At 59.7% G+C, this 14,068-nt stretch carries 10 protein-coding genes; 2 read left to right on the top strand and 8 right to left on the bottom strand.

Annotated features, from left to right (window positions below):
* Positions 1 to 22: 22 nt before the first annotated feature.
* From B2M20_RS09485 to B2M20_RS09510, 6 genes are all read right to left on the bottom strand, one after another.
* Positions 23 to 403, bottom strand: a complete 381-nt coding sequence (locus tag B2M20_RS09485; RefSeq protein WP_079446803.1) for a DUF59 domain-containing protein — start codon at positions 401 to 403, stop codon at positions 23 to 25.
* Complete coding sequence (locus B2M20_RS09490; protein ID WP_079446804.1) at positions 400 to 1,644, bottom strand: cysteine desulfurase; 1,245 nt, start codon at positions 1,642 to 1,644, stop codon at positions 400 to 402. The genes B2M20_RS09485 and B2M20_RS09490 overlap by 4 nt, the downstream gene beginning before the upstream one ends.
* A gap of 141 nt (positions 1,645 to 1,785) precedes the next feature.
* Positions 1,786 to 3,108, bottom strand: a complete 1,323-nt coding sequence (gene sufD / locus B2M20_RS09495) for a Fe-S cluster assembly protein SufD (protein WP_079447020.1) — start codon at positions 3,106 to 3,108, stop codon at positions 1,786 to 1,788.
* Positions 3,109 to 3,172: 64 nt separating this feature from the next.
* Positions 3,173 to 3,922: a Fe-S cluster assembly ATPase SufC gene (gene sufC, locus B2M20_RS09500; protein ID WP_079447019.1), complete on the bottom strand. Its 750-nt coding sequence runs from the start codon at positions 3,920 to 3,922 to the stop codon at positions 3,173 to 3,175.
* A gap of 143 nt (positions 3,923 to 4,065) precedes the next feature.
* Positions 4,066 to 5,547 (bottom strand): Fe-S cluster assembly protein SufB, encoded by a 1,482-nt coding sequence (sufB, locus tag B2M20_RS09505; RefSeq protein ID WP_079446805.1) that lies wholly within the window; start codon positions 5,545 to 5,547, stop codon positions 4,066 to 4,068.
* A gap of 81 nt (positions 5,548 to 5,628) precedes the next feature.
* Positions 5,629 to 6,789, bottom strand: coding sequence for a cysteine desulfurase family protein (locus B2M20_RS09510; protein ID WP_173815980.1), 1,161 nt, complete (start codon positions 6,787 to 6,789; stop codon positions 5,629 to 5,631).
* A 197-nt stretch (positions 6,790 to 6,986) separates the two neighbouring features.
* On the opposite strand from B2M20_RS09510, the gene B2M20_RS09515 reads away from it, so the two are divergent.
* Positions 6,987 to 7,634, top strand: coding sequence for an alpha/beta hydrolase (locus B2M20_RS09515; RefSeq protein WP_079446807.1), 648 nt, complete (start codon positions 6,987 to 6,989; stop codon positions 7,632 to 7,634).
* Positions 7,635 to 7,746: 112 nt separating this feature from the next.
* Here B2M20_RS09515 and B2M20_RS09520 read toward each other — a convergent pair whose 3' ends face one another.
* On the bottom strand, positions 7,747 to 8,847 hold the full coding sequence (locus tag B2M20_RS09520) for an anhydro-N-acetylmuramic acid kinase (protein WP_079447021.1): 1,101 nt from the start codon (positions 8,845 to 8,847) through the stop codon (positions 7,747 to 7,749).
* A 158-nt stretch (positions 8,848 to 9,005) separates the two neighbouring features.
* On the opposite strand from B2M20_RS09520, the gene tyrS reads away from it, so the two are divergent.
* Entirely contained in the window at positions 9,006 to 10,259 is a 1,254-nt protein-coding gene (tyrS, locus tag B2M20_RS09525) for a tyrosine--tRNA ligase (protein ID WP_079446808.1), read from the top strand.
* Positions 10,260 to 10,323: 64 nt separating this feature from the next.
* Here tyrS and B2M20_RS09530 read toward each other — a convergent pair whose 3' ends face one another.
* Complete coding sequence (locus B2M20_RS09530; RefSeq protein WP_079446809.1) at positions 10,324 to 13,956, bottom strand: YhdP family protein; 3,633 nt, start codon at positions 13,954 to 13,956, stop codon at positions 10,324 to 10,326.
* Positions 13,957 to 14,068 lie beyond the last annotated feature (112 nt).

A 14,068-nucleotide genomic window follows, 5' to 3' on the forward strand; every position in this document is an offset into this window, starting at 1 on the left:
CATCGGGACGGGTGTAAGATAGTCACCACATATTCAGGACGAGGCGAGCCTCGTCGGTCATCCGATCGGGCATCCAAACAGGTTCCCAGACGATGCTGACATTGACCACCCCAACGCCGGGAACGCTTGCGACGGCGTTTTCAACCATGGTCGGCAGTTCAGCCGCCGACGGACAGCTCGGCGACGTCAGCGTCATCTCGACGTCGACAGCGCGATCGTCCTTGATGTCGACTTTGTAGATCAGGCCGAGTTCATAAATATCGGCCGGAATTTCCGGGTCGAACACGGTTTTCAGCGCGGCCACAATCCCCGTGCCCATACGCTCGGTTTCATCCGGCGCCAGCGCTGAGCTGGTCTGCATGTGGCAGGTCTTGTTTACAACCATTTCGGCTACGTCGCTCATGAGAACAACTCCCGTGCCTTGATCAGCGCTTGCGCCAGATGATCGACTTCCTCGCGGGTATTATACATACCGAATGAGGCGCGGCAGGTCGCTGAAACGTTGAACCGCTCTAAAAGCGGCATCACGCAATGCGTCCCGGCGCGAACCGCGATACCGGCGCGGTCGATCACGGTCGCAACATCGTGGGGATGCGCACCCTTCATCTCGAATGAGATCACAGGCCCCTTGTCGCGGGCAGTGCCGATGATGCGCAGCGAGTTGATCTCCCGCAGCCGCTCCTGGGCATAGGTCAGAAGATCGTGTTCGTGCGCCGCGATGCGCGCCTTCCCGATCGAATTGACGTAATCGATTGCGGCGCCAAGCCCGATCGACTCGACGATCGCGGGCGTGCCTGCCTCGAACTTGTGCGGCGGATCGCCATAGGTGACCCAATCCTGCGCGACCTCACGGATCATCTCGCCGCCGCCATTGTACGGGCGCATGGAGACGAGATGATCATGCTTTGCATACAGCGCGCCGATACCGGTCGGACCGTAGAGCTTATGGCCGGTGAAGACATAGAAGTCGCAATCAATGTCCTGCACGTCGATGGCAAGATGCACCGCAGCCTGGCTCCCGTCCACCAGAACCGGGATGCCGCGCGCATGAGCCAGCTTCACAACGTCCTTGACCGGAACGACTGTGCCGAGCGCGTTCGACATCTGCGTGATCGCCACGAGCTTCGTCCTCGGCGACAGAAGCTTTTCGAATTCCTCGATGAGGAAATTGCCTTCGTCGTCGACGGGAGCCCACTTGATGACGGCGCCGTGGCGCTCGCGCAGAAAATGCCATGGGACGATGTTGGAATGATGCTCCATGATAGAGAGCACAATCTCGTCGCCCGCCTTGATGTTCGGCTCGCCCCATGAAGATGCCACGAGGTTGATCGCCTCGCTGGCATTACGGGTAAAGATGATTTCCTCGGTCCGTCTTGCGTTCAAAAACTGCGCGACCCGCGCGCGGCCGCCTTCATAGGCTTCGGTTGCGGCGTTGGCGAGATAATGCAGCCCGCGATGGACGTTGGCATATTCAGTCTTGTAGGCCTCCGTCATTCGGTCGAGCACGGCGTTTGGCTTCTGCGCCGAGGCGGCGTTGTCGAGATAGACCAGCGGTTTGCCGTAAACTTTCATCGCCAGCGCCGGAAAATCCTCGCGCACGCGCATGACATCATAGGAACCGTTGGCAACCGCCGGATGCGTCATATCACTCCACGTCCATATCCATCGTTCCGGAGTCGGGCCTTGAACCGCTCCCGTGTAAAGGAACCGCTCTCGTCATTGCGGCTTGCGATAATTGGCGTCCGCCGGTTTTCGCGGTGCAAAGCAATACGAGACCCTGTCCATTCACCCTCTTGCCGCGAGCCACCGCTCGGCGGCCTCGATAACAACATCACGCAAGCCATCATCGGCAACGGTTTCGACCGCTTCGCCGACAAACGCTTGAATCAAAAGCGCCTGCGCTTCCTTTTCCGAAAGACCGCGTGCACGCAGATAGAACAGCAGGCTTTCGTCGAGTGCGCCGATTGTCGCGCCATGACCACAGGTGACGTCATCAGCGAAAATCTCAAGCTCGGGCTTGTTGTCGGCTTCGGCGCCATCGGATAGCAACAAAGCCCGCGTCATCATCTTGCCATCGGTCTTTTGCGCATCGGGCCGCACGATGATCTTGCCCTGAAACACCGAGTGCGCCTGATCGTCCAGAACGGCGCGGAACACCTCGTTGCTGCTGCAATGTGGTACGGCATGATCCAATACCAGCGTCGTATCGCCGTGCTGGCGACCATTGAGCAGATTGACGCCGTTCACGTCTGCGTGAGACCCCTCACGGGTGAACTTGATGAAGCCTTGATATCGGCTCACCGCCGCGCCGCTCGTGAGATTGAGGGAGTTGAAACGCGCGTTTGCGCCAATCGTGACGATCGCGGTGGAGATGTTAGCGGCATCATTGGCATCTTCGACAAGGCGAACATGTTGCAGTTCGGCGCCGTCGCCAATCCACAACACAACCGAGTCATGAGCCTGATAGGCAGCGGCACCCTCGGCTGCGACGAAACTTTCAACCAGCGTGGCGCGTGCGCCATTTGCCAGCCGCAGCAACGAACGCGTGAATGCCGCGGTGTTGGATTGGGTGGTGATATGGACGATATGCAGCGGCTTGGTCAGCTTCGCATTTTCGGCCACATCGATGACAACGCCATCGGTGGCCATCGCGGTGTTGAGCGAAATCATCGTATCGGATGCCGCGGTGGTGATCAGCAGATCGGCGCGAGCGGCAACGTCATTGCTCTCCAGAATGTCACGTAGCGCCCGCACCTCAAGGCCAGTTTCGGGCGCCTGATCGGATAGCTGCGGCACGAATACTCCGTCAACCAGCACCAGCTTGTGCATAGCGTTCGCGCCACGCGCGATGACAGCCTTGGCCGCGCGCGCCAATGCTGCCTGATCAGGCTCGGCAGCAAGCGGCGCAATCTCGCGCAACAGTGTGCGCAAGTCGGTGTATTTCCATTCTTCAATGCGCCGGTACGGCAGACCTCGCCGAGCGAAATCGTCGAATGCGACCTGTCGCGCTTCGCTCACCGGACCGGATCCCGGCAAACGGTCACGCGCCGCGGCAAACAGTTCTGTGGTCGCGCGTTCCGTAGCCGGCTTTGCCAATGCAACATCCATCATCAAATCCGTTCAGATCGTATTTTCCGCATGATCTCGTCCGAAACCGAAGGCCACGTCCGAACTATGCTTCCTCGAATTGTGCATATCCGGACGCTTCGAGCTCCAGCGCCAAATCCTTGTTTCCGCTCTTCACGACACGGCCCTTCGACATCACGTGCACGAAGTCGGGCACAATGTAATTGAGTAGCCGCTGGTAGTGCGTGATGACGACCATAGCGCGATCCGGTGATCGCAACGCATTGACGCCGTCGGCCGCAACGCGAAGCGCGTCGATGTCCAGTCCGGAATCCATTTCGTCGAGGATGCATAGGCTAGGCTCGAAGAGCGCCATCTGCAGCACTTCGTTGCGCTTCTTCTCGCCGCCCGAAAAGCCGACATTGATGCCTCGGCGCAGCATGTCCTGCGGAATGTTCAGGGAGGCCGCGACGTCACGCACCTTCTTCAGGAAGTTTGGCGTCGAATATTCGCTCTCGCCGCGAGCCTTGCGCTGCGCGTTCAACGCGGTGCGCAGGAAGGTCATGGTGGCGACACCGGGGATTTCCACGGGATACTGAAAAGCCAGGAAGACGCCTTTCGCCGCGCGCTCGTCAGGCTCCATCTCCAGCAGGTCCTCACCCTTGAACAGGATTTGACCGCCGGTAACCTCGTAGCCGGGCTTGCCCGCGATGACATGGCTCAGCGTCGATTTGCCGGAGCCGTTCGGCCCCATGATCGCATGAACTTCGCCCTTGTTCACAGTCAGCGACAGGCCGTGAAGAATTTCACGCTCCTCGACACGAACCTGCAGGTCTTTGACTTCAAGCAATGGCATCATTCATCCTTCGCTATCGTTACGTCATCGCGAGGAGCGTGCTCGTGCGGCGAAGCAATCCGGCGTTTCCATCGGTGGATCGCTTCGTCCAGCGCAAAACCGGCACAAAAGCCGACTTTGAAGCGAGCTCGCAGTGACGTGGGTTAACCCACACTTCCTTCGAGCGAGATCGAGATCAACTTCTGAGCCTCGACCGCGAATTCCATCGGCAACTGCTGCAGCACGTCTCTCACGAAGCCATTGACGACGAGGCCGACGGCCTCTTCCTGCGACAGTCCGCGTTGGACGCAATAGAACAGCACGTCTTCCGAAATCTTCGACGTCGTCGCCTCATGCTCGAACAGCGCCGAGGTGTTCTTGGCCTCGATGTACGGCACCGTGTGGGCGCCGCATTTGTCGCCGATCAGAAGCGAGTCGCAGGCGGTGAAGTTGCGCGCATTGGTCGCCTTGCGGTGCGCCGTGACGAGACCTCGATAGGTGTTCTGCGACTTTCCTGCCGCGATGCCCTTGGAGATGATCCTGCTCGTGGTGTTCTTGCCGAGATGCAGCATCTTGGTGCCGCTGTCGACCTGCTGGTAGCCATTGGAGATAGCGATCGAGTAGAACTCGCCGCGTGAATTGTCGCCCCGCAGGATGCAGCTCGGATATTTCCAGGTGATGGCGGAGCCAGTCTCGACCTGAGTCCACGAAATTTTCGAACGCGCGCCGCGACAGTCGCCACGCTTGGTGACGAAATTGAAGATGCCGCCCTTGCCCTCGGAATTGCCGGGATACCAGTTCTGCACCGTCGAATACTTGATCTCGGCATCGTCGAGCGTCACCAGTTCGACGACCGCGGCATGCAACTGGTTCTCGTCGCGCTGCGGCGCCGTGCAGCCCTCGAGATAGCTGACATAGGCCCCCTTGTCGGCGATGATAAGCGTACGCTCGAACTGGCCGGTGTTGCGCTCGTTAATGCGGAAGTAGGTCGACAGCTCCATCGGACAACGAACGCCCGGCGGGATGTAGACGAACGAGCCGTCGGAGAACACCGCCGAATTCAGTGTCGCGAAGAAATTGTCGGAGGTCGGCACCACGCTGCCGAGATACTGCTTCACCAATTCCGGATGCTGCTGAATAGCATGCGAGATCGGCATGAAGATCACGCCGGCTTTCTTCAGCTCCTCCTGGAAGGTGGTCGCCACCGAGACCGAGTCGAACACGGCATCGACCGCGACTTTCCGCTCACCCTCGGGGCGAACAACGCCTTCCAGCGCCTCGACCTCGCGCAAGGGAATGCCAAGCTTCTCGTAGGTCTTCAGGATCTCCGGATCGATCTCGTCGAGCGAGGCGATTTCTTTCTTCGGCTTCGGCGCGGAATAATAATAAAGATCCTGATAATCGATCTTCGGGTAGTCCACCCGCGCCCAGGTCGGCTCCTGCATGGTGAGCCAGCGGCGGTAGGCCTCAAGCCTCCACTCCAGCATCCATGCGGGCTCGTTTTTCTTTGCGGAAATAAACCGGATAGTGTCTTCGGACAGTCCCTTAGGGGCCTTCTCGGACTCGATGATCGTCTCGAATCCATACCGGTATTGATCGACGTCGATCTGGCGAACCCGATCGACCGTCTCTTGTACGGCTGCCATTCCTACCTCCGCTCGCGGTTTCAAGGACCGCGGTGGATTGAATTCTTGGTGGCTTGCTGCAATTCTAAGGAAGAAACCGTCTTAGAATAGTTCAAGCCCTGTTTCGTCTCTCCTTAGTAGTGCACCTGAAAGCTTTCGCCAAGTCTTAATAGCCCGATCGACGTCTGCCTCCGTGGTCTCCCAGCCCAGAGAGAACCGTAATGCGCTTCTGGTCATTTCCGGGCCGTACCCCATTGCTTCCAGCACATGCGATGGCTGCACTTTGCCCGACGAGCACGCGGAACCGGATGAGACGGCCACCCCCTCAAGGTCAAATCTGATCACGGCCGTCTCCGCTTTCAAGGTAGGCACACCGAAAAGTGTCGTATTCGGTAGGCGCGCAATCTCCTGCGAGAAGATCACGCTGCCTGGAGTTTGCCTCAAGCCGTCCTCAAGCCGGTTACGCAGGGTTTGAACTCGGGCCATGTTTGTAGTGCGGCCTGTTTCTGCCGCCATCACAGCGGCCCCGAAGCCCGCGATGCCGGGCACATTCTCGGTCCCGGCACGACCACCCTGCTCCTGACCGCCTCCCCTTATCAACGCACTCGGACGGATCTGGTTCTCCGCGAAAACCAATGCGCCCATCCCTTTCGGACCACCAATTTTGTGCGCAGAGATTGATAGAAGGTCGATATTTAATTCTTTGATACTAATATGAATTTTTCCGATAGCCTGAACCGCGTCAACGTGCAGCAGGCCACCTGCTTCGTGGACCAGATGAGCGGCTTCGGCAACTGGCTGAATGGCGCCGGTTTCGTTATTGGCCAGCATGATCGAGACCAGCGCCGGAGGCCCCTGCGCGAGCAATGTTCGCAAGCCGTCGAGATCCACCAATCCCGAGCGATGGACCGGCAGGCGCGCAACCCGATCCAGCGCAAACCGGCCCCCTGCTAGGACCGAGGCGTGTTCGATGGATGAAACGATAAGATTATCAATATCTTGTTTATGTTTTCCGCTACTGGGCGTTAACGCCAAGGTGTTGGCTTCTGTCCCGCCTGACGTAAAGATAACGTTGTGGGGTCGGCCTCCTACTGCATCCGCGACGCTAACCCGCGCATCTTCTACTAGCCCCCGCGCTCGCCTGCCTTCCGCGTGAACGGATGAAGGATTGCCGAAGAGGTCCCATGCCGCGGCCATTGCGGCGCGTGCCTCGCGCCGAAGCGGCGCGGTTGCGTTCCAGTCAAGATAAGTTCGCTCTTGCATGTGGTTGCGACCATACGACATTTTCGGCGGATGCGGACATAGCCGCGCAAGATGCTTGCTTTTCGCCCCTCGCCCTATGCTAGAACGCGGCGGTGTTCACTGGCCACTTTCTGCACTGCCGTGCGGTGGGCCTGTTGCCTCGTCGTCAGGCTACGAACAGAACCAGCCCGTGGGCGGCCGACTTGCCAAGGATTCCGATGCCTGAAGTCATTTTTACCGGTCCTGCCGGCCGTCTCGAAGGTCGCTATCATCCGGCGAAGCAGAAAAATGCCCCGATAGCGATGGTCCTGCATCCGCACCCCCAGTTTCGTGGCAGCATGAACCATCCGATCGTCTATCAGGTTTACTATGCTTTCGTGGCGCGGGGTTTTTCTGTGCTGCGTTTCAATTTTCGCGGCGTCGGCCGCAGCCAGGGCTCGTTCGACCACGGCACCGGCGAATTGTCGGACGCCGCGGCGGCACTCGACTGGGCGCAGACCATCAACCCGGAGGCACGGGCCTGTTGGGTGGCCGGGTTTTCCTTTGGCGCCTGGATCGGAATGCAGTTGCTGATGCGCCGGCCCGAGGTGGAAGGCTTCATCTCGATCGCACCTGAGCCTAACCGTTACGATTTCTCGTTTCTGGCGCCCTGCCCATCGTCGGGCCTCATCGTCCATGGCGAGAAGGATATTGTCGCGCCAGCCAAGGATGTCACGACGCTGGTCGAGAAATTGAAGACCCAGAAGGGCATCGTGATCGATCAGCAAACCATTCCAGGTGCGAACCATTTCTTCGAGGACAGGATGGAGCCGTTGATGGAGACGGTTACCAGCTACCTCGATATGAGACTCGCCAACATCCGATAGCTCATCACGGCGAAGCCGGCCCCCCTTGCGAGGCCCACCCTCGTTACGATCCCGGTTCCGCGCAGCAGTTGCTTGTTGGCCCCGCCTCGGACTCACATCGGCAGGCGACGGCTCAGGGTCGCACGATCACGCCTCCGGTCATCGGCACCGGCACCCCGGTGGTCGCCGGATAGCTCAACGGCAAGCCTTTCAGGCCTCTCGCCGCGAGATAGCCGAAGGCTTGCGCCTCCATCGCATCGATCGACCAACCGAAGGCATCTGCGGGCTCGACCGTTGCAGGCGCAATTCTTTCCCGCAGCATCTCAAGCATGATTGGATTGCGGGCGCCGCCGCCAGCGACGATCCACTTTTCTGGCATCTTCGGCAGCAGCGGAATAATCCGCGCTATGGCCGCTGCGGTGAAGGCCGTCAGGGTTGCGGCACCATCGGCCGGCATCATGTCGTGCAGGACGAGCGAAGCGAAATCGTTGCGGTCGAGAGATTTGGGCGGGGGCAGCGTGAAGAACGGGTGCTTCAAGGCGCGCGCGATCCAGTCCGCGTCGGGATGGCCCTCTGCCGCCAGCCGGCCGTCGCGGTCGAACGGCTGGCCTGTCACGCGGAGCATGAAATCATCGAGGAGCGCGTTGCCCGGTCCGGTATCGCAGGCGATCAATGTATCGGCGCCGTCGATATAGGTGATGTTGGAAACGCCACCGATATTGACCACGCAGATCGGTCCCTCGCAACTGAGCGATTCCGCCAGCGCGCGATGATAGGCAGGGACGAATGGCGCGCCCTGGCCGCCGGCGGCTACGTCGGCCGCGCGAAAATCGTGCATTACCGGAACGCGGATCGCTTTCGCCAAGGCCGCCGCGTCACCGATCTGCACGGTCAGCCGCTGAGCGGGCCGATGCAGCACGGTCTGACCGTGGAAGCCGACGATATCGATATCCTCCCATACGATGCGGTTTTGCGCGATGAACGCCGCAACGGCTTCGGCGTGCGCCAAGGTCACGGCGCGCTCGGCTTCGCCGATTACGCCCGGCCGCGCGTCGCGCCGCGACAAACTGACAGCCTCCGCGAGCGCCTCACGCAACAAACCGCGCTCGAAATCCGTGTAGGGACGATAACCGGTCGGCCCGAACGCGGTTACTCGCTCACCGTCGGTTTCGATCAAGGCGACATCGATGCCGTCCAGAGAGGTACCGCTCATCAGACCGATTGCCGTCATCATCGCCTTGCGGTCTCCAGTTGCCTTCTGCGGGCCGGCTTGTGCCGAACGCACACTTCTTATAATGGCACACAGCGAAGCCTGGCGGCGGTGTCCGGCCATGATCCACCGGAATCGAGTTTGCGACAGAGCCTAACAAGAACGATCGGGGTCCTATAGCCATGGCCGCCTTCAAGTCCGATTTTCTCAACATCCTTCAGGAACGAGGCTTCATTCATCAGTGCTCCGACCTCGAGGGTCTTGATACGTTGGCCGCAAAAGGCGAGGCAACGGCTTACGTCGGCTACGATTGCACCGCGCCGTCGCTGCACATCGGCAACTACCTGACCATGATGATGCTCTACTGGCTCCAGCAGAGCGGCAACAAACCGATCACGCTAATGGGTGGCGGAACCACCATGGTCGGCGATCCCTCCGGCAAGGATGAATCGCGCGCGATCCGCAGCGTGGCGGAAATCGAGTCCAACAAGGCTAGCATTCGCGGCGTATTCGCCAAGGTGCTGCGTTACGGTTCGGGCGCGAGCGACGCGGTGATGCTGGACAACGCCGAGTGGCTGACCAAGCTCAACTGGATCGAGATGTTGCGTGACATCGGTCGGCATTTCTCGGTCAATCGCATGCTGACGATGGACTCCGTTCGCCTCCGCCTTGAGCGCGAACAGGAGATGAGCTTCATCGAATTCAACTACATGATCTGCCAGGCTTATGACTTCGTCGAACTGTCGCGCCGGGCCGGCTGCCGGTTGCAGATGGGCGGCTCGGATCAGTGGGGCAATATCGTCAATGGCGTCGATCTCGGCCGCCGTATGGGAACGCCTCAGTTGTTCGCCCTGACGACGCCGTTATTGACGACGGCATCGGGCGCAAAGATGGGAAAGACCGCGCAAGGCGCCGTCTGGCTCAATGCGGACGCCTTCAGCCCTTACGATTTCTGGCAATACTGGCGCAACGTCGAGGACGCCGACGTCGTCAAATTTCTGAAACTGTTCACGATCCTGCCGATGGGCGAGATCACGAAACTGGCTGCGTTGCGGGACGCCGAGATCAACGAGGCCAAAAAAGTGCTCGCGACCGAGGCGACCGCGCTTCTGCATGGTCGCCCCGAGGCTGAGAAAGCTGCCGACACTGCGCGCACGACCTTCGAACAAGGCGCGATCGCCGAGAGCCTTCCCACGCTGGATATTTCGCAGAGCGAGCTTGCAAGCGGCACAGGCGTTCTCGCGCTGTTCGTAAAGGCGGGTCTTGTCGCCTCAAACGGCGAAGCGCGTCGCCAGATCAAGGGTGGCGGTCTTCGCATCAACGATGTCGTCGTCGCCGATGAAAAGATGATGTTGACACCGGACCATCTTACACCCGAAGGCGTGGTCAAGCTCTCAATGGGCAAGAAACGCCACGTGCTGCTGCGGCCTGCATAGCGTGCCTGGAGGTACGGATTGTTTTTCGTCGTAGCTGCGTTCAAGCAGCCGATTTGGCAAACGTTCAGTTGCCGCTCGTTGACGGAAACTCGATCTGGTTAGCCGTTTTTCCGGTCTGGAATTCAAAAATCTTGCGTACCAGCCCGGGCGCCATGGCCGAGATCGGATTGACGCGCAGTTGCGGTTGCCCCGGGGATCCTACCACCTCATAGGTCACGCCGATCAGCCCCTCGTCGCTGCCGCCGCCAAGGATCAGCCCGACGACCGGAAGCTGCCCAAAAATGTTGTTGAGCCCGTACATCGGGACGAACGTGCCGCTCATGCGAACTTCGTTGGCAGGATAGTCGATCTGGCCTTCGATGGTCGCGCCGATGGTCGGCCCTTTGACGACGCCGTCGCGGACCGTGAGTTGTCCGTTCTGCCGGGTGAACTCCGCGCGCAGACGCGAAAATGAAATACCGTTCTGAGCGGTCCGAGGACCACCCGCCACGGCGCGATCCAGAGCCGCTTCGCCCTTGATCGCGAAATCGCGAACGTTGATCAGGCCTTGCTTGGCCCGAGGCTCAGCGGTGGGAGGATCCATGGCCAGCGCAAGCTGACCGCCAAACATTTTTCCGTAGGTATCGGTAAAGCGGAAGAATGCGCCCGCGTCGTCGGTCTCGATCAGAATGACGTCGCGGCCCTGCGGGCGCCCGCGCAGATCGCCCGACAGGGACGTGTTACGTCCGATCTTGCCGCTCATGGTGAGGCTACGGACCGATCCATTACGCCGGGCCATCTTCACGTCCGCGCTGCGAACGGCTTCGCCGTAAAACCCGGCGACGGCGCCGATCTTCAGGTCGATGTCGAAATCGACGCTCTTGGACTTGCTTTTGGCGTCGGCCTGCTTTCCCGAGATCGTCGATTTGAGAAAGCCGCGGCCGTCGAACACGTCGCCGCGCATGACGACCTTCATCACGCCGTCCGAGTTTCGCTCCACCTTCAGAGTAGCCCTGTCACCTTCTGACGGCGCATAAACCGGGAAGTTCACATTCAACAGATCGCCGTTTTGATCGACCTCCAACGATCCCTTTATCATGACGCCGCTGCCGTCGATAACGATGTCCTCCAGACGCGTGGATTGCGCTTTATGCACGACATTAAACGTCGCGTGCCCTGACTTTCCCGGTAGCTTGACCCAGCCGGGCAGAACGTTGTCGAGTTTCAAGGATGTGAGATCGGCATCGATGGCGAATTTGCTGTCCCTGTCGCGGCTAATCTTCCCGACCAGCTTGATAGGAATCGAACCGGTCGCTCCTGCGCCGAGATCAACTCCGAGTTTTGCGCGGCTCGCGTCATCCAGCGTGGTCTGCAATTTGATGTCTGCATCGCCCGCGGCCGGCTTGCGGTAGTCCAGCGAAGCAGGCTGGCCGTTGATCTTGACGTCGCCCTTGACCTGGTACCCCTCGTTGTTGGCGGCTACCTTTAACGCGCTCGCTTCAAGCTTCTGATTCATGACTAGCTTGTCGGCGGCAAAACCCGTGAGATCCGCGGTGATGGAATAGGTGGTGTCCTCCTTGGTGATCTTTCGCGTGAGCGGCAGGCCCAAAGCGATCTGTGCCGCAACCGTCCCCTTGCTGGAATTCGGATCGATTAAATTATCGGTGAATTCGCGGAGGCGGTCCGAGACGAGAATTTCGGCGGCTGCGGGGACCGGAGCATCGATTCTGAATTTCACTCTTGCCAGAGCGGGTTTGGGTGCCAAATCCGGCACCTCGAAAACGACGTCGGAAATGTTGAGCTTTCGGCCGGACGGAGTATCGGCGGCGGCCTGCCCGATCGTTACCGTCGCGGTTCTTCCTGTCACCCGCGCCTTTAAGTCGGCGTCATGGACCGAGGGCATTTCATCAACGGGATGCAGGGTCACATTGCGAGCAACGATGTCAACCGAAAGCCCGTCATCCGGCATCGGCGGCCCGCGTCGCGACAGGTTGTGAAGCGGCGAATTCACGCCGATTTCAATGCGCTGGAGAGAGCCTCGATCAATTCGCCCAATAACCCATTCGCGCAACTCCGGCACGATCAGAGCCGGCCACATACTCTTGAGGGCGGCGGCTGACATCGGCGTCCCGGCAAAGCCCAGCTTCAGGCTTGGTGCGCCCGAATAGTCGATGCTGCCGGTGCCTGCAACGCCGATTTCGCCGTTGCTGATATCGGCTTGAGTCAGAATGACCTGCTTGTGTTCTGTGTCGAAACGCAGGTTGATCGCAATGCGATTGAGGATCAGAGGCGCTTCGCCATCGAAGCCGGCGAGCACGATTGTGCCGCCGCTCAAACCCATCTGCCAGTCCGGAATATTGCCATTCGGAGGCTGGAGGCGGGCAAGCAGCGTAATTCTATTTTCGCCGGACACCATCTTGAACGGTGCCACCAGGACACGCCGTCCCGAATCCCATTCCATGTTCATTTCGATCTCATCGATCGCCATGGGATAATCCGGCGTGTCAGAGTCGATGATCGTGCCTTTGCCGGCGACAAGACTGCCGCGCAGATACGTGGGCAAGCCGTCGCGACCAATCTCGCCCTTCAGTTCGCCGCTGAGCGGCATGTCGGCGCTGTAAGTGAGGTCCTTGATGCGAAGAGCCAGCAAAATGTTCTTTGCTGGAATGCCAGCGGCTTGGAGATCAATCGGACGGACACCATTCGCGGGCGGTCCGACCGTGACGTGAAGCGACCACCCCTTGCTGCCGCCTTCGCTGACAGTGAATGCGACGCCGCCCGTGCCCGGCCTGCGAAGACTCAGGCTGATGTTGCTAAAGCTCCAACGGTTGCCGCGCTGCTGGTCGTCAACCACCAGTCTCCCGTTCTTTAGACCGATCTCGTTGAGATTTTGGCCATCAAGCCCCCTTACGCCGAGGCTGTCGAGCCATTCCAACCCCGCCAACAAGGTGCTCGCGTTGCCGCCGTCTTCTGAAATCGGCGGTACTGCGGTCGGGGCGTCGGGGAATTGTTGCGTTCCTTGTGTCGGCAACGATGTTTCGGAGGATACGGCTGTCGATGGCAAGTCAGATCGTCGCGTTGGCGCGACGCCCGTGGCAAGCGGCTTAGCGTTATCACCTGTCGAAACAGTGACTTGGCCGTCCGACGTAATTCTGACCGCAAGTTCGGCGTCGACCAGATTGAGACTTTCGGCACGTAACCGGCCGGTCAACAGCGCTATACCAGACAGTCTAACCTCGGCCTTGGGTGCGCTCGCGATGATGACATGATCGCGGTCACGGACGACGACGTCACGAATACGAACCGCGATACGAATTCTGCCGGCCCGCTCGATTTGCGTGCCGCCAATTTCCACCGTGTTGTCGTGACCAATGTTTTCCTCGATCGCAGCGACAAGCCAAGGCGTCATCATGTCGAGATTGACGGGACCAGCGCCGAGACGCCACCAGAGCGCACCGAACCCGCCCGCGAACATGATCGTCAGGACCAAGCCGGTGATCGCGAGCCGTCTGACCCAGCGTTCTCCCGCCAGCCAGTTTCTGAATTTCACGAATCGGTCGCCGACTCTGTGGAATCTGGAATCCGACCGCGACAGCAATTGACGTATGCGACGATTTTGGAGTTCGTCGTCGTCCTCGTCCCAGCCGGCACCCTCTCCTTGCGAGACCTGATGATCGCCGTGCAATTTCGGATTTCGTATCGGCGTCTTTTTAGCCATTGCCTCTCAGTGCCCGCTTGGTCGGGAGCTTTCGCCCTTATCGGTCCGCGCGCCGTTTCCGGACGAACGTTCCTGTGATGGCCCTTCGGCTAATCCCCGATTTGGCGTGTTA

The organism is Nitrobacter vulgaris (assembly GCF_002028545.1).
Taxonomy (GTDB): domain Bacteria; phylum Pseudomonadota; class Alphaproteobacteria; order Rhizobiales; family Xanthobacteraceae; genus Nitrobacter; species Nitrobacter vulgaris.